This is a genomic window from Klebsiella sp. 141162, assembly GCF_050600755.1.
Taxonomy (GTDB): domain Bacteria; phylum Pseudomonadota; class Gammaproteobacteria; order Enterobacterales; family Enterobacteriaceae; genus Klebsiella; species Klebsiella aerogenes.
Map to the genome: position 1 here is coordinate 33580 of NZ_JAQIRI010000001.1, position 16289 is coordinate 49868.

The 16289-nt window shown below is 55.9% G+C and carries 16 protein-coding genes; 12 read left to right on the forward strand and 4 right to left on the reverse strand.

Going from position 1 to position 16289, the window contains the following annotated elements; genetic code table 11:
* Positions 1-319 precede the first annotated feature (319 nt).
* The 4 genes from PGR23_RS00165 (at position 320) to glnB (ending at position 4194) form a co-directional block, all read left to right on the forward strand.
* Entirely contained in the window at positions 320-1756 is a 1437-nt protein-coding gene (locus PGR23_RS00165; RefSeq protein ID WP_072251588.1) for a sensor histidine kinase, read from the forward strand.
* A 17-nt stretch (positions 1757-1773) separates the two neighbouring features.
* Positions 1774-2466, forward strand: coding sequence for a two-component system QseEF-associated lipoprotein QseG (gene qseG, locus PGR23_RS00170; protein ID WP_047043539.1), 693 nt, complete (start codon positions 1774-1776; stop codon positions 2464-2466).
* Positions 2453-3790, forward strand: a complete 1338-nt coding sequence (gene glrR / locus PGR23_RS00175; protein WP_315711271.1) for a two-component system response regulator GlrR — start codon at positions 2453-2455, stop codon at positions 3788-3790. The genes qseG and glrR overlap by 14 nt, the downstream gene beginning before the upstream one ends.
* A gap of 65 nt (positions 3791-3855) precedes the next feature.
* Positions 3856-4194: a nitrogen regulatory protein P-II gene (gene glnB, locus PGR23_RS00180; RefSeq protein ID WP_002914032.1), complete on the forward strand. Its 339-nt coding sequence runs from the start codon at positions 3856-3858 to the stop codon at positions 4192-4194.
* A 142-nt stretch (positions 4195-4336) separates the two neighbouring features.
* On the opposite strand, the gene hmpA is transcribed toward glnB, so the two are convergent.
* Positions 4337-5527 carry an NO-inducible flavohemoprotein gene (gene hmpA / locus PGR23_RS00185; protein WP_045392756.1) on the reverse strand — a complete coding sequence of 397 codons (1191 nt, stop codon included), beginning with the start codon at positions 5525-5527 and terminating at the stop codon, positions 4337-4339.
* Between the two features lie 325 nt (positions 5528-5852).
* Here hmpA and glyA point away from each other — a divergent pair, with 325 nt between their 5' ends.
* Positions 5853-7106, forward strand: coding sequence for a serine hydroxymethyltransferase (gene glyA, locus PGR23_RS00190; protein ID WP_015370305.1), 1254 nt, complete (start codon positions 5853-5855; stop codon positions 7104-7106).
* 56 nt (positions 7107-7162) lie between these two features.
* Here the strand turns inward: glyA and PGR23_RS00195 are convergent, their stop codons facing one another.
* Complete coding sequence (locus PGR23_RS00195) at positions 7163-7585, reverse strand: DoxX family protein (RefSeq protein ID WP_045392754.1); 423 nt, start codon at positions 7583-7585, stop codon at positions 7163-7165.
* Positions 7586-7884: 299 nt separating this feature from the next.
* Here PGR23_RS00195 and PGR23_RS00200 point away from each other — a divergent pair, with 299 nt between their 5' ends.
* Entirely contained in the window at positions 7885-9021 is a 1137-nt protein-coding gene (locus PGR23_RS00200; RefSeq protein WP_047043398.1) for a 3-phenylpropionate MFS transporter, read from the forward strand.
* Here the strand turns inward: PGR23_RS00200 and csiE are convergent.
* The gene (gene csiE / locus PGR23_RS00205) at positions 9018-10295 is read right to left on the reverse strand and encodes a stationary phase inducible protein CsiE (protein ID WP_045392750.1); all 1278 of its coding nucleotides are present in this window, start codon (positions 10293-10295) and stop codon (positions 9018-9020) included. The genes PGR23_RS00200 and csiE overlap by 4 nt on opposite strands.
* Before the next feature lie 124 nt (positions 10296-10419).
* On the opposite strand from csiE, the gene PGR23_RS00210 reads away from it, so the two are divergent.
* A complete protein-coding gene (locus PGR23_RS00210; protein WP_045392748.1) occupies positions 10420-11058 on the forward strand; it encodes a DUF1007 family protein in 639 nt (212 codons plus the stop codon).
* The gene (locus tag PGR23_RS00215; protein WP_047078052.1) at positions 11049-12029 is read left to right on the forward strand and encodes a nickel/cobalt transporter; all 981 of its coding nucleotides are present in this window, start codon (positions 11049-11051) and stop codon (positions 12027-12029) included. Before PGR23_RS00210 ends, PGR23_RS00215 begins: the two co-directional genes overlap by 10 nt.
* 48 nt (positions 12030-12077) lie before the next feature.
* On the opposite strand, the gene suhB is transcribed toward PGR23_RS00215, so the two are convergent.
* The gene (suhB, locus tag PGR23_RS00220) at positions 12078-12881 is read right to left on the reverse strand and encodes an inositol-1-monophosphatase (protein ID WP_015370312.1); all 804 of its coding nucleotides are present in this window, start codon (positions 12879-12881) and stop codon (positions 12078-12080) included.
* 120 nt (positions 12882-13001) lie between these two features.
* Between suhB and trmJ the strand changes: the two genes are divergently transcribed.
* From trmJ to iscU, 4 genes are all read left to right on the forward strand, one after another.
* Positions 13002-13736: a tRNA (cytosine(32)/uridine(32)-2'-O)-methyltransferase TrmJ gene (gene trmJ / locus PGR23_RS00225; protein ID WP_015370313.1), complete on the forward strand. Its 735-nt coding sequence runs from the start codon at positions 13002-13004 to the stop codon at positions 13734-13736.
* A 249-nt stretch (positions 13737-13985) separates the two neighbouring features.
* Positions 13986-14477, forward strand: a complete 492-nt coding sequence (gene iscR, locus PGR23_RS00230; RefSeq protein ID WP_015370314.1) for a Fe-S cluster assembly transcriptional regulator IscR — start codon at positions 13986-13988, stop codon at positions 14475-14477.
* A gap of 177 nt (positions 14478-14654) precedes the next feature.
* Positions 14655-15869 (forward strand): cysteine desulfurase, encoded by a 1215-nt coding sequence (gene iscS / locus PGR23_RS00235; protein WP_015703173.1) that lies wholly within the window; start codon positions 14655-14657, stop codon positions 15867-15869.
* A gap of 26 nt (positions 15870-15895) precedes the next feature.
* Positions 15896-16282, forward strand: coding sequence for a Fe-S cluster assembly scaffold IscU (iscU, locus tag PGR23_RS00240; RefSeq protein WP_004866383.1), 387 nt, complete (start codon positions 15896-15898; stop codon positions 16280-16282).
* The last annotated feature ends 7 nt before the right edge of the window (positions 16283-16289 follow it).

Below are 16289 nucleotides of genomic sequence, written 5' to 3' on the forward strand. Positions count from 1 at the left end.
TTATATATCATGCTGTTAATAATTTGTTTTGAAAGGTGGCACACTTCATGCATAATAATTGGCAGTGGCTCATTCACCTTCTTATGTCAGCCCCTTCGGGAAGCGCTACATAAACTTCGAATGACGCACAAACAGGTGCCTGCCGTCCAACTCCTGATAACAGCTCTGCTTTATCAGTCATCGGGCGAAACGTCGAGTAAGGCACCGCCTCATTCCTTAATAAAGGCAGGCTTTAGAGCCTGCCTTTATTGTTTCTGCCGTGGATGTTTCCGCCATCCTCAGTTAGCATCTTCAGGAGCTAATGGTTGAGGCTATATCTTTGAAGCGATTCTCTCTTTTCCCCCGTTCCTTGCGCCAACTGGTGACGCTTTCCTTTGTGCTGATCATGTTGCCGCTGCTTGTCCTGGCATGGCAGGCCTGGCAAAGCCTGAACGCGCTCAGCGCCCAGGCCGCGCATATTAACCGCACCACCTTGACGGATGCGCGGCGTAGCGAAGCGATGGTCAACGCCTCGCTGGAAATGGAGCGTAGCTATCTCCAGTATTGCGTGCTGGACGATCCTACCCTTGAGCGGGTCTATCAAAATCAACGTAAGCGTTATAGCGAAATGCTTGAGGCGCTCTCTGACGTGTTGCCGGATGCTGACATCTGGCAGACCCTGCGGCAAAACCTCGCCGATCTGGCCCAACTACGTTGCCATAATAGCGCGCCGGACGCCAAAGCTGCGGCGAGCCTCGAAGCCTTTGCCGATGCTAACAATGAAATGGTACAGGCGACCCGAACGGTAATCTTCTCCCGCGGCCAGCAGCTACAGCAGGAGATTGCCGAGCGCGGGCAGTTTTTCGGATGGCAGGCGCTGGTTCTGTTTCTGCTGAGCCTGACGCTGGTTTTGCTGTTTACCCGCATGATCATCGGCCCGGTGAAGGGCATCGAGAAGATGATTAACCGCCTGGGGGAGGGGAAGTCGCTGGATGATGCGGCGCTGTTCACCGGCCCGCGCGAACTGCGATCGGTCGGTAAACGGATTATCTGGTTGAGCGAACGTCTGGCGTGGCTGGAGTCCCAACGCCATCAGTTTCTTCGTCATCTGTCACATGAACTGAAAACACCGCTCGCCAGCATGCGTGAAGGAACGGAACTGCTGGCGGACCGGGTAGCGGGGCCGCTGACGACGGAGCAGCAAGAAATCGTTGAGATCCTCGATAACAGCAGCCGTAATCTGCAAAAGCTAATCGAACAACTGCTCGACTATAACCGTAAACTGGCCGATGGCCCGGTCGAGCGGCAGAAGGTGGATATTGCCGAACTGGCGCAGACCGTCGTTTCCGCGCATAGTTTACCGGCAAGGGCCAAGATGATGTCTACCGAGCTGGCGCTGGATGAACGCTTCTGCCTGGCGGAGCCGACGTTGCTGACCAGCGTGCTTGATAATCTGTACTCCAATGCGGTGCACTATGGCGCTGAATCCGGTAACATTCGTATTCATAGTTACCGCCACGGCGAGCAGGTTCGTATCGATGTCGCCAATAGCGGCGAGCCGATCCCCGCCGCCGAAAGAAACATGATTTTCGAGCCTTTTTATCAGGGAAGCCACCTGCGTAAAGGGGCAGTAAAAGGCAGCGGTCTGGGGCTGAGTATCGCCCGCGACTGCGTACGGCAAATGCAGGGAGAGCTGAGCCTGGTCGATGACAATCCCGGGTTCATCTGTTTTCGCATCTCGCTCCCCGCCGCTGAGCCGGGAAAAACCAACACATGAATCAACATTGGGTGAATATGTCCCACTTTTTCGCATTGCGCCGTCCTTTACGGGGATGGCTGCTGTCGGGCCTATGCTGCCTGACGCTGGCGGGCTGTTCCGCCGCTATGTCGCCGCGCGCCGCTGACGGCAATGCGCCGCCCGAGCTGCCGGAACATCAGGTGGCGGATTTTCTCTCCGTAGATTGCGCCAATATCTGGTCGCTGGAAAACGATGCCAGTGATAAAAACCCGCTGTACTGGCTGCGCGGCATTGACTGCGCGGATCGCCTGGCGCCGGTACAGGCCCGTGCCGAAGCCAAATTGCATAATGATGATAACTGGCAGGATGCTTTCAAACGCGGCATTCTGCTGGCCGACGCCAAAATCACCCCCGACGAGCGTCGCGAAATGGTTGCCCGCATCGACAGCTTTAGCCCGCAAATCGCCGCGCAGGTTCGCCCGCTATACCGGCTGTGGCGCGACGGTCAAGCCCGGCAGCTGCAGTTATTCGAGGAGCGCTCCCGCTACGGCAAACTCCAGCAATCAAGCGATGCTGAACTGGAAACCTTGCGCCAGCAGGAGCAGCAGCTGCGTAGCCAACTGGAGCTGACCACCCGCAAGCTGGAAAACCTTACCGATATTGAGCGCCAGCTCTCCAGCCGTAAGCCCGGCGGCAATTTTAATAGCGGTAGCGATAAGGTACCGGAGGTGATCCATGACGATCCGTAAACCCGCCCACCTGCTGCTGGTGGACGACGATCCGGGGCTGTTAAAGCTGCTGGGGATGCGTCTGGTCAGCGAAGGGTACAGCGTGGTCACGGCGGAAAGCGGGCCCGAGGCGCTGCGCGTGCTGACGCGCGAACGGGTGGACCTGGTGGTGAGCGATTTACGCATGGATGAAATGGACGGCCTGCAGCTGTTTGCTGAAATCCAGAAGGCGCAGCCCGGCATGCCGGTCATCATCCTGACTGCCCACGGCTCCATTCCAGACGCCGTTGCCGCTACCCAACAAGGGGTCTTTAGTTTTCTGACTAAACCGGTCGATAAAGACGCGCTGTATAAAGCGATTGATGATGCTCTCGAGCAGAGCTCGCCGGCCACCGACGAGCGCTGGCGACAGGCGATCGTCACCCGTAGCCCACAGATGCTGCGGCTGCTGGAGCAGGCCGGTATGGTGGCGCAGTCGGACGTTAGCGTGCTGATTATCGGCCAGAGCGGTACCGGGAAAGAGATTGTCGCCCAAGCGATCCACAACGCCAGTCCGCGCCACGAAAAACCGTTTATTGCGATTAACTGCGGCGCGTTGCCGGAGCAATTGCTGGAGTCCGAACTGTTCGGCCACGCGCGCGGCGCCTTTACCGGCGCGGTCAGCAACCGCGAAGGGCTTTTTCAGGCCGCCGAGGGCGGTACGCTGTTCCTTGATGAAATCGGCGATATGCCCGTCGCGCTGCAGGTAAAGCTACTGCGCGTCTTACAGGAGCGTAAGGTGCGCCCGCTGGGCAGCAACCGCGATATCGACATCGACGTGCGCATTATCTCGGCGACCCACCGCGATCTGCCGAAGGCGATGGCGCGCGGTGAGTTTCGTGAAGATCTGTTCTATCGGCTCAATGTGGTTAACCTGAAGATCCCACCGCTTTCCGAGCGCGCGGAGGATATTCCGCTACTGGCTAATCATCTATTGCGCCAGTCCGCCGACCGTCACAAACCCTTCGTGCGCGCCTTCTCCAACGATGCGATGAAGCGGCTGATGGCCGCCAAATGGCCGGGCAACGTGCGCCAGCTGGTTAACGTGATTGAACAGTGCGTGGCGCTAACCTCATCGCCGGTGATCAGCGATGCGCTGGTGGAGCAGGCGCTGGAGGGGGAGAATACCGCGTTGCCGACCTTCGTTGAGGCGCGTAATCAGTTTGAGCTCAACTACCTGCGTAAGCTTTTACAGATAACCAAAGGTAACGTGACGCATGCCGCGCGGATGGCCGGGCGCAACCGCACCGAATTTTACAAACTGCTGTCGCGCCACGAGCTCGACGCCAACGACTTTAAAGAGTAGCCCCGCGGCATAGCGCAAGCTATGATACGGTAAGCAACCGGTTACGCGACAAAGACAGGAAAACCATGAAAAAGATTGATGCGATTATTAAACCGTTCAAATTGGATGACGTGCGTGAAGCGCTGGCGGAAGTCGGTATCACCGGCATGACGGTGACGGAAGTCAAAGGGTTTGGTCGTCAGAAAGGGCATACCGAGCTGTACCGCGGCGCGGAATATATGGTGGATTTTCTGCCGAAGGTGAAAATTGAAATCGTGGTGACTGACGATATCGTTGATACCTGCGTCGATACCATCATTCGTACCGCCCAGACCGGTAAAATCGGTGACGGTAAAATCTTTGTCTTCGACGTGGCGCGGGTGATTCGTATCCGTACCGGTGAAGAAGACGACGCGGCGATTTAATCCTCGCCGCTCGCTGCAGTATTGCCGGGTGGCGCTGCGCTTACCCGGCCTACGGTCCGTGCGGCCTGCCGTTAATTTATTCACCACGCTTGCTGAAACTGCCGGTGTTGGTGGCCTTCTACAAATCCCCGCGCGTCGGGGCTTACAGAACCTTATGCGGGCCGAAACATTCGTAATGAATGTTGTCTTTATTGACCCCTAATTCTACCAGCTGCTTCGCTGCAAATTGCATAAACGCTACCGGGCCGCAGAGATAGAATTGCATCTGCGGGTCGCGAATATTTTCCGCCAGCGGCGCTAAATCCATCAAACCTTCGCTATCAAAACGTCCTGCCTGACGGTCGGCTTCGCTCGGGCTGCGGTACCAGACGTGTGAGGTAAATTTCGGTAGCGTCGCGCCAAGCGCCTTCACTTCGTCCGCAAAAGCGTGAACGTCACCGTTTTCCGCCGCGTGGAACCAGTTCACCTGGCCCTGATGATGGCTTTTCGCCAGCGTATCCAGCATCGCCAGCATTGGCGTTTGGCCGACGCCGCCGGAGAGCAGGGTCACCGGCGTCTGCGCTTCCACGTTAAGGAAGAAGTCGCCTGCCGGTGCGGCTAAATAGACCACGTCGCCTTCGCTGGCGTGGTTATGCAGCCAGTTAGACACCTGGCCGCCATTCTCGCGTTTCACCGCGATGCGATAGCCCTTACCGTCCGCTTTGCGGGTCAGAGAGTATTGACGAATTTCCTGATATTCGAAGGCTTCCGGCTTCAGCCAGATAGCCAGATACTGTCCCGGCAGGTAATCGGCGACCGGCTGACCGTCGACAGGCTCCAGTTCAAAGCTGGTAATAAGCTGGCTGCGCGGGGTCTTCTTAACAATGCGAAACGCACGGGTACCTTCCCAACCGCCATTTTTACTGGCGTTATCCTGATAGATTTCCGCTTCGCGATTGATGAAGACGTTCGCCAGCACGCCATAGGCTTTGCCCCAGGCGTCGAGTACTTCCTGGCCCGGGCTAAACATTTCGTCGAGGGTCGCCAGCAGATGGCTGCCGACGATATTGTACTGCTCCGGTTTAATCTGGAAGCTGGTATGTTTCTGGGCGATTTTTTCGACCGCCGGCAGCAGGGCCGGCAGGTTGTCGATATTGCTGGCGTAGGCGGCAATAGCGTTGAACAGCGCTTCGCGCTGATCGCCGTTACGCTGGTTACTCATATTGAAGATCTCTTTGAGCTCCGGATTATGAGTAAACATACGATCATAAAAATGCGCGGTTAACTTTGGGCCGGTCTCTACAAGCAGGGGAATGGTGGCTTTGACCGTGGCGATGGTTTGAGCGTCGAGCATAGCAGCTTCCTTAAATATTATCCTATTGATGCATTTCAAATGCATCTTATATAAATAACCCTGCTATGTAAATGGTTCTTTATCACTTTGCCGCAAAGCCGTTACAACATGAAGAATTTGCATCACAAACCTGAAAAGAAATCCGTTGATAATGTTTGATGCGTTATTGCTCAAAGCCTTGTGTGCTGTGGAGCCAATCGTTTGCGTAAAATCCTTTGTCAAGACCTGTTATCACAGAATGATTCGGTTATACTGTGGGCCGTTGTCCATCAGGACCGCCTTTTTAGGCCAAAAATTTTATCGTTAGCTGAGTCAGGAGATGCGGATGTTAAAGCGTGAAATGAACATTGCCGATTATGATGCCGAACTGTGGCAGGCTATGGAGCAGGAAAAAGTACGTCAGGAAGAGCACATCGAACTGATCGCCTCCGAGAACTACACCAGTCCGCGCGTGATGCAGGCTCAGGGTTCCCAGCTGACTAACAAATATGCCGAAGGTTATCCGGGCAAGCGCTACTACGGTGGCTGCGAGTACGTGGATATCGTTGAGCAACTGGCTATCGACCGCGCGAAAGAACTGTTCGGCGCCGACTACGCTAACGTGCAGCCGCACTCCGGCTCGCAGGCTAACTTTGCCGTCTACACCGCGCTGCTGCAGCCAGGCGATACCGTGCTGGGTATGAACCTGGCGCAAGGCGGCCACCTGACCCACGGCTCCCCGGTTAACTTCTCCGGTAAACTGTACAACATCATTCCTTACGGCATCGATGAGTCCGGTAAAATTGACTACGAAGACATGGCGAAGCAGGCCCAGGAGCACAAACCGAAGATGATCATCGGTGGCTTCTCCGCTTACTCCGGTATCGTTGACTGGGCGAAAATGCGTGAAATCGCTGACAGCATCGGCGCATACCTGTTCGTCGATATGGCGCACGTAGCGGGCCTGATTGCCGCCGGCGTTTATCCGAACCCGGTTCCGCACGCCCACGTTGTTACTACTACCACCCACAAAACCCTGGCGGGTCCGCGCGGCGGCCTGATCCTGGCGAAAGGCGGTAGCGAAGAGCTGTACAAGAAACTGAACTCCGCCGTGTTCCCAAGCGCGCAGGGCGGCCCGCTGATGCACGTTATCGCCGCGAAAGCGGTGGCGCTGAAAGAAGCGATGGAGCCAGAGTTCAAAGTTTACCAGCAGCAGGTTGCTAAAAACGCCAAAGCGATGGTGGAAGTGTTCCTGAACCGCGGTTACAAAGTGGTTTCTGGCGGTACTGAAAACCACCTGTTCCTGCTGGATCTGGTTGATAAAAACCTGACCGGTAAAGAAGCTGACGCCGCCCTGGGCCGCGCCAACATCACCGTTAACAAAAACAGCGTGCCGAACGATCCGAAGAGCCCGTTCGTGACTTCCGGTATCCGTATCGGTTCTCCGGCTGTGACTCGCCGCGGCTTTAAAGAAGCGGAAGTGAAGGAGCTGGCTGGCTGGATGTGCGACGTTCTCGACAATATCAACGACGAAGCTGTTATTGAGCGCGTCAAAGGTAAAGTGCTGGATATCTGCGCACGTTTCCCGGTTTACGCATAATCTTGCCGCGTTAAGATAAAAAAGGCCGCGATTGCGGCCTTTTTTGTGTCTGATGATTAGCGGCGGTCAAGCGAAATTGAACCCGGTCCGGTTATTGCCAGCAGCAGGAAGGCCCCGGCGATACTGACGTTCTTATAGAAGTTAATCATATTCGGCAATACCGCATCGCCGGTCATATCCCAGTAATGGTGGCCGATAACCGCGGTACCCAGGGTGTAAAAAATAAAGATCACCGCCAGCGGGCGGGTAAAGAAACCTAAAATAATCAGAATAGCGGCGGGAACCTCCATGATGACCGCGATAATCGCCGCCAGCGTCGGCAGCGGCGCGCCGGAAGAAGCCATATATTGTACCGTTCCGCTAAATCCCATCAGTTTCGGATAGCCAAAAATAATGAACAGCAGCACGATCGCAATACGTGCGATTAACAGCAGAACAGGGCGGGAAGAGCCAAAGTCAAAATAGCGTAGCGTGTTCATAATCAGTCCTTTATCACAGGCGTGTGATCTAAACGTAATACACATTTTTACTCCCCGCCACGCTGGGAAACTAATATTGTTGCGCTTCGTTTAGCGGCGATTGAGTCGATATGCAGAAAGCGCTTTGATGCCCGGTTATCGGATTTTTTTTCATACTGCCCGCCATTTCGTAAAACCTTTGCGTGACGATGCTCACGATTTTAAGAGAAATGTAGTTAATGACCATGCAGATAGTGAGACATGGGTTTGCTCAGTATGCGCTTTATCGCCAGACTAGAGCTTCCATTCGGGAGGGAATCATGGTCTTGCACTCCACGCGCTGGCTGGCGCTAAGTTACTTCACCTATTTTTTTAGCTACGGTATTTTTCTACCATTCTGGAGCGTCTGGCTGGCAGGCGTTGGCCTGACGCCGGAAACCATCGGCGTGCTGCTCGGCGCCGGGCTGGTGGCGCGTTTTCTGGGCAGTCTGCTGATTGCGCCGCGGGTTAGCGATCCTTCTCGTTTGATTAGCGCCTTGCGAATCCTCGCGTTGCTGACGCTGCTGTTTGCTCTCGCCTTCTGGGTCGGCGGGCAGGTGGCCTGGCTGATGGTAGTCATCGTCGGATTCAACCTCTTTTTCTCCCCGCTGGTGCCGCTAACCGATGCGCTGGCCAACACCTGGCAAAAGCAGATCACCATGGATTACGGCCGGGTGCGATTGTGGGGATCGATTGCTTTCGTCATCGGTTCTGCGCTGACCGGCAAACTGGTGAGTTTGTATGATTACCGGGCGATCCTGCTGTTGTTAAGCCTGGGCACCGCTTCGATGCTGTTGGGCATGTTACTGAAACCTTCAGTGATGCCGCAGGGGGAGAGCCGACATCAGGAGGCGGCCGGACTATCGGCGTGGCTTAGCCTGGTGCGGCAAAGCTGGCGTTTTCTTGCCTGCGTCTGTCTGTTGCAGGGGGCGCACGCCGCCTATTACGGTTTCAGCGCGCTGTACTGGCAGCAGGCCGGTTATTCAGCTTCCGCCGTCGGCTATTTGTGGTCGCTCGGCGTCGTCGCCGAAGTAGTGATTTTCGCCCTGAGTAAAAAGGTCTTCCGTCGCTTTAGCGCCCGCGACCTGCTGCTGCTCTCGGCGGTGTGCGGCGTGGCGCGCTGGACGATTATGGGCTGGACGACCGCGTTGCCGTGGCTACTGGTTGCGCAGATCCTCCACTGTGGAACGTTCACCGTCTGCCACCTGGCGGCCATGCGCTATATCGCCGCACGGCAGGGAAGTGAGGTCATCCGCCTGCAGGCCGTTTACTCGGCGGTGGCGATGGGCGGCAGCATTGCGGTGATGACGGTATTTGCCGGCTTCCTCTATCAGCACCTGCATCAGGGCGTCTTCTGGGTGATGGCGCTGGTAGCGCTTCCGGCGCTGATCGTGCGGCCGAAGGTGGTAACCGCCTAGCTCTCAAGCATTTTGCAAATCTGCTGCCGTTGGTGATCGCTGAAATTCTCTTCAGCATGAAACAGCGGCGGCGAAAACAGCGGTAGCGCGGTGGTGTAAGGCGTGACTACTAAGGTCACATCTTTCGGCGCGCCTTGTTGCTGAAACTGCGTCACGCTTAAGTATTTAATATTCAGCGGCAGCAGCGTCAATTCCCGCAATTGCATTTCCAGCGCCTGTTCCAGCTCGCTATTTTCCCGCGTCAGCAACACCACCTGCTTTTCATGCAGGTCGGCTTTTTGCATCAACCATGCGCCGAAAATCACCGCAATTAAACTGACCTCTTCCTGATTAAATTGAATATGATAGGCCGTTTCGAAATCGCGCAATGCGTCCTGAGTAGTACGCATCAGGCGCGGATACAGGCGTCCGATCTCCTCAGGTAAGGCGTTATCGATACCGATAGCGAATACGCTGCGGTTCAACGCCTGCGAAAGATGAATATAGAGCTGGTCGCTTAACCCCTGTTCATCGCTAAACGGCCGTCCCGCCAGATCCTGGAAACGATGGATCAAGCGGGAGATCGCCAGATGCAGGCGTCTGTCCTGTTGATGGCCGTCATGAATCGGATCCGGCGTTTTCAGCAACATAAAAAGCAGGGTCAGGAAATGTTGTTCGCCGGCGTGGGGCGTGGCGCTGACCCGACGCTGCCAGTGGCGAACGATTTCGGCGGCGAGGTCAAATTCCGCCGCCGCCTGGGCCCAGCTGCGCTGCTGGTGGGTGAAATCCGGCGACTGGCCCAGATGATGTTGTAGCAGGCAGTACTGAAGATACAGGCGCAGGAACTGCCCGTCCCGACAGTCAAACTGCCGATTGAGCGCGCGCGCGCAGCGATTCACCAGCGCCTGAAGATTGGTATCATCATATAAGGTTCGCGCGATACCCTGCTGTTTAAGCTGCGTTTTTAACGCCGGGGTAAAATGGTGGTGAACGAAATGCGGGCACAGGCGCAGCCCGCGCCGGAGAGCGTGCAGCAGGCACAGGCGTTGATCGAGCGCGGCGCCTTCAATCCGATAGCTGCCGTCCATCTGCGACGCGAGAGTCAGTCGATGATAACGCTGAATTTCGCGCCCCGTCTCCGCGATATCCTGTTGGGCCGTCGCCTCATCCACCTGGTTGAGCCTGACCAGCTGTTGCGGCGTGACGGATTGTCCCGGAAGATAGAACATCAGGAGCACCTGGCTACGGCGCTGTGGACTGGAAAGCGCAGATGGTGGTTCAATCACTGTCATCATCTGGTAAGTTCCAGTTAGGGTTTCAGCTAAGAATAGCCAAAGGATGCGGGTTGAGCAGGACGGGCCGCGGCCTTTAGATCAGGATTGCTGGCGAGGTTCACAGAATTTTTCACGCGAGGAACAGATGAAGAGAGTGAAACACTGCGTCAGTGCGGCATTTTTCATGGTTTTATCATTGTCAGCCGTTGCGCATCCGCACAGCTTCATTAATTTGCAGAGTGAGGCCGTGGTGAAAGACGGTCAGTTGACCGGTTTCAATATGCGCTGGACGATGGACGAAATAACCTCAGCGGATCTGCTCTATGATGCCGGAAATGCCAAGCCGGGCAGCGAAGTATGGAAAAAACTGGCAGCGGAGGTGATGGCCAATGTGCTCGGCCAGCACTACTTCAGCGAGCTGTGGCATAACGGCCAGCGGGTGAAGTTTGCTAACCGCCCGGATGGTTACGGCCTTGCGCGTAGCGGGATGCAGGCGGTACTTACCTTCACCTTGCCGCTGGCGACGCCGCAGCCCATTGCCGGACAAACCTTCACTTTATCCACCTTCGATCCGACCTACTATGTCGATATGTTTTATGAGCAGGATAGCGATTTTTCACTGCCTGCCGCGCTGCGGGCCTCCTGTAAGACCACGGTAATGACGCCGAAACCCAACGACAAAATGCTGTCTTATGCGCAGTCGCTCGATAAAGAGGACGCGCCGCCGGAAGACATGGAACTGGGTAACTACTTCGCCCAGAAGGTGACCTTGACATGTCAGTAGTCTTTACGCCGCGAGCGCGGGCGCCGCGCTGGAAATCACTCTGGCCGCTGGCGCTGTTTCTGACGCTGACCGTCGTGGGCGGTATCTGGTTGTGGCTCGCCTGGCCGCAGGTACTGTTGCAAAGCGCGGTCTGGCAGCGTTCACTGAATCTTGAGCTCAGCCAACTGCTGCAGGCGGTGGCGGATAACCCTTCAGCGGCGGGGCTATCGCTGCTCGGGTTCAGCTTTGTCTACGGTGTGCTACATGCCTTAGGCCCTGGCCACGGTAAAATCGTGATTACCACCTGGCTTGCCACCCATCCCTCAAAGCTGAAATCGAGTATTACGCTGACGCTGGCGGCATCGCTGTTGCAGGGAATGGTGGCGATAGCGCTGGTGGTGGTGGTATTGACGCTGCTGCAGCTCCCGGCGCGTCAACTGCATCTCAGCAGCTTCTGGCTGGAGAAGGGCAGTTATCTGCTGGTCGGCGCATTGGGGCTTTTACTGTGCTGGCGGGCATTGAAAAAACTGCGAGTCTTGCTACGGCGGCCAACGTTTACCGCTTTTACCCTGCAGCACGTCCATGATGAACATTGCGGCTGCGGCCATCAGCACCTTCCGGCGCCGGATCAACTACAGAGCGGCGACGACTGGCGCGCCAGGCTGGCGATTGTGCTGTCGATGGGCATGCGTCCCTGCTCGGGAGCGATTATGGTGCTGCTGTTCAGTAAGGTGATCGACGTCTTTGGCTGGGGCATGGCAGCCGCGCTGGTGATGGCGGCGGGAACGTCGCTGACCATAAGCGGGCTGGCGCTGTTGGTGCATGGATTCCGCCAGTTGGCTATCCGCCTGAGTCGCCATCAGGCACCAGCGATGTGGAAACAGGTTGGCTGGGCGACGCTGGCGCTGGCCGGCGGCGTGGCGCTGTTGACGGCGGCCGTCGTGATGTGGAGTAGCGCGATCCCGCCGGGCGGCGGCTTGCGGCCGTTTTAGGGGATAAAAAAAGGAAGCCGCGGCTTCCTTTTTACATTCAGTGATAAATTAACGCTTCAGCGCTTCGCTCAGCTGCTCGCGCATGTTCGCCAGCATCGCTTTCACGACGCGCGGGTTACCGGCTACGATGTTGCCGGTCAGCATATAGTTATGACCACCGGTGAAGTCGCAAACGATGGCGCCTGCTTCACGAGCGATCAGCTCGCCTGCGGCGAAATCCCACGGTTTGAGGGCGATTTCAAAGTAACCGTCAACGCGGCCAGCGGCAACGTAGGCCAGATCCAGCGCGGCGGAACCGGTGCGACGGAAGTCAGCGCACTCGGTGAACATGTTGCCGAGGATGTTCATGTAAGCGGTAGCGTGCTGCTTGGCTTTGAACGGGAAACCGGTGGCGATGATGGTGCCGTCGAGATCGCGAGCGTTGCTGCCGCGCAGACGGTAGCCGTTCAGCTGCGCGCCCTGACCGCGGGTGGCGGTGAACAGTTCATTACGCATCGGATCGTAAACCACCGCGACTTCAGTACGGCCTTTAATGCGTACGGCGATGGAAACAGAGAAGTGTGGCAGACGTTTAACGAAGTTGGTGGTGCCATCCAGTGGATCGATAACCCATTGAATATCCTGATCTTCACCAGCGTGCTCGCCGCTTTCTTCGGTGATGATGGTGTGCTGTGGGTAAGACTTGCGAATGGTTTCGATAATAATCGCTTCTGCGGCTTTATCGACGTTAGTCACAAAGTCATTGCTGCCTTTCTGGCTGGTTTCTACGGAATCTGGCGTTTCGTAGTGCTTGGCAATTAAATTACCCGCCTTGCGCGCTGCGCGCACGGCAATGTTCAGCATCGGATGCATCGGTATCTCTCACTGGATGTTAAAGAACGGGAAAAAACGGCGCATATAGTAACAGCGAATTCTGCTTATGTCTCCGTTTTATGTTAGCATGCACGAATAATCTTTAGCCGAAGAACCATAATGCTGCAAAATATTCGAATCGTACTGGTAGAAACCTCACACACCGGCAATATGGGCTCCGTTGCCCGCGCGATGAAAACCATGGGCTTAACTAACCTGTGGCTGGTCAACCCGCTGGTGAAACCTGATTCCCAGGCCATCGCGCTGGCCGCTGGCGCCAGCGATGTGATTGGCAACGCGCAGATCGTCGATACCCTTGATGAAGCGCTGGCGGGCTGTAGCCTGGTGGTTGGCACCAGCGCGCGCTCCCGCACGCTGCCGTGGCCGATGCTGGATCCGCGCGAATGCGGTCTGAAAAGCGTCGCCGAAGGACAGCATGCGCCGGTCGCGCTGGTCTTTGGCCGCGAGCGCGTTGGCCTGACCAACGACGAACTGCAGAAGTGCCACTATCACGTGGCGATCGCCGCCAACCCGGAGTACAGCTCGCTGAACCTGGCAATGGCGGTGCAGGTTATCGCCTATGAAGTGCGAATGGCCTGGCTGGCGACGCAGGAGCAGGCGCAGCCGGCGGTTGAACATGAAGAGACGCCGTATCCGCTGGTCGATGATTTAGAACGTTTTTACGGCCACCTTGAGCAGACGCTGCTGGCGACCGGTTTTATCCGTCCGAATCATCCGGGGCAGGTGATGAACAAGCTGCGTCGTCTGTTCACCCGCGCGCGTCCGGAAAGCCAGGAGCTGAACATTCTGCGCGGGATGCTGGCGTCTATTGAGCAGCAGAATAAAGGTAAGTAACCGCGTTCCCGCCGGATGACGCTTCGCTTATCCGGCCTACGAAGCTACATCTCTGTTGCCCGGGCGAGGCCTTTGGCCGACCCCGGGAGCGGCTCGAAATCAATAACGGCACGGAAAGCCAAATACCTGACTAAAACAGTCAAGTAAATAGTTGACCAATTTACTCGGGAATGTCAGACTTGGCCCTGCTATGCAATACCCATATTAATAAAAAGCCCGGGCAGGGGCGAGTTTGAGGTTAAGTAAGACATGAGACTGACATCTAAAGGGCGTTATGCCGTGACCGCAATGCTTGACGTTGCGCTCAACTCTGAAACGGGTCCGGTTCCGTTGGCAGATATTTCAGAGCGTCAGGGAATTTCGCTTTCCTATCTGGAACAGCTGTTCTCTCGCCTGCGTAAAAATGGTCTGGTATCCAGCGTTCGTGGACCAGGCGGCGGTTACCTGTTAGGTAAAGAAGCTGGCAGCATCGCCGTAGGCGAAGTGATCAGCGCCGTAGACGAATCCGTTGACGCCACCCGTTGTCAGGGTAAAGGCGGCTGCCAGGGTGGCGATAAGTGTCTGACTCACGCGCTGTGGCGCGATCTGAGCGAACGTTTGACCGGTTTCCTGAACAACATCACCCTGGGCGAACTGGTGAATAACCAGGAAATCCTCGATGTTTCCGGTCGTCAGCACAATCATGAATCTCAGCGTACTACGCGTTCTCAGGACGCCATTGACGTAAAACTGCGCGCCTAGCACGAGGCTTAGTTTCAGCTTGCGGCTTACGGGCTGCAAGGTGAAACGGCAGGGTAGATAGCAATAATAAAGATTTTCAGAATCAGGCCGGGATGTTAAGACATCTCGTGTACTCGGTCGTACATCAAGCCGGTTGCCTGGTTCCTTGCATTGAGTGATGTACGGAGTTTAAGAGCAATGAAATTACCGATTTACCTCGATTACTCCGCAACAACGCCGGTGGACCCGCGTGTTGCCGAGAAAATGATGCAGTTCCTGACCCTGGACGGGACCTTTGGTAACCCGGCCTCACGTTCTCACCGTTTCGGTTGGCAGGCTGAAGAGGCGGTAGATATCGCCCGTAATCAGATTGCCGAACTGGTCGGCGCCGATCCGCGCGAAATCGTCTTTACCTCCGGCGCAACGGAATCCGATAACCTGGCGATTAAAGGTGCAGCCAACTTTTATCAGAAAAAAGGCAAGCACATCATCACCAGCAAAACCGAGCATAAAGCGGTACTGGATACCTGCCGTCAGCTCGAACGCGAAGGTTTTGAAGTGACCTACCTTGCTCCGCAGAGCAACGGTATTATCGATCTGAAAGAACTGGAAGCGGCGATGCGTGACGACACCATCCTGGTTTCCATCATGCACGTAAACAACGAAATCGGCGTGGTGCAGGATATCGCTACCATCGGCGAGATGTGCCGCGCCCGCGGTATCATTTACCACGTTGACGCCACCCAGAGCGTGGGCAAGCTGCCTATCGATCTGAGCCAGCTGAAAGTTGACCTGATGTCCTTCTCCGGTCACAAAATTTACGGCCCGAAAGGTATCGGCGCGCTGTATGTACGCCGTAAGCCGCGTATTCGCATCGAAGCGCAGATGCACGGCGGCGGTCACGAGCGCGGCATGCGTTCTGGTACCCTGCCTGTCCACCAGATCGTCGGTATGGGCGAAGCTTATCGTATCGCGAAAGAAGAGATGGAAAGCGAAATGGCGCGCCTGCGCGGCCTGCGTGACCGTCTGTGGAACGGCGTGAAAGATATGGAAGAAGTCTATCTGAATGGCGACCTCGAGCAGGGCGCGCCGAACATTCTCAACGTCAGCTTCAACTATGTTGAAGGCGAGTCGCTGATTATGGCGCTGAAAGACCTGGCGGTTTCCTCCGGTTCAGCCTGTACTTCCGCGAGCCTTGAGCCATCCTACGTGCTGCGCGCATTAGGCATGACTGATGAACTGGCGCACAGTTCTATTCGTTTCTCTTTAGGTCGTTTCACTACCGAAGAAGAGATTGACTACACCATCAAGCTGGTTCGTAACTCCATCGGCCGTCTGCGCGACCTTTCTCCGCTGTGGGAAATGTTCAAGCAGGGCGTGGATCTGAACAGCATTGAATGGTCACATCACTAATTCGGCACCGATAAGGAGAATTCATCATGGCATACAGCGAAAAAGTCATCGATCATTACGAAAACCCGCGCAACGTCGGCTCTTTCGACAACAGCGACGACAGCGTCGGTAGCGGTATGGTTGGCGCGCCGGCGTGCGGCGACGTCATGAAGTTGCAGATTAAAGTCAACAATGAAGGTATCATTGAAGACGCGCGCTTCAAGACCTATGGCTGCGGTTCCGCTATCGCTTCCAGCTCCCTGGTCACCGAGTGGGTGAAAGGTAAATCGCTGGACGAAGCGCAGGCTATCAAGAACACCGATATCGCCGATGAACTGGAACTGCCGCCGGTGAAAATTCACTGTTCTATCCTGGCGGAAGACGCGATTAAAGCCGCGATTGCGGATTACAAAAGCAAACGTGAAGCAAAATAATTAAGAG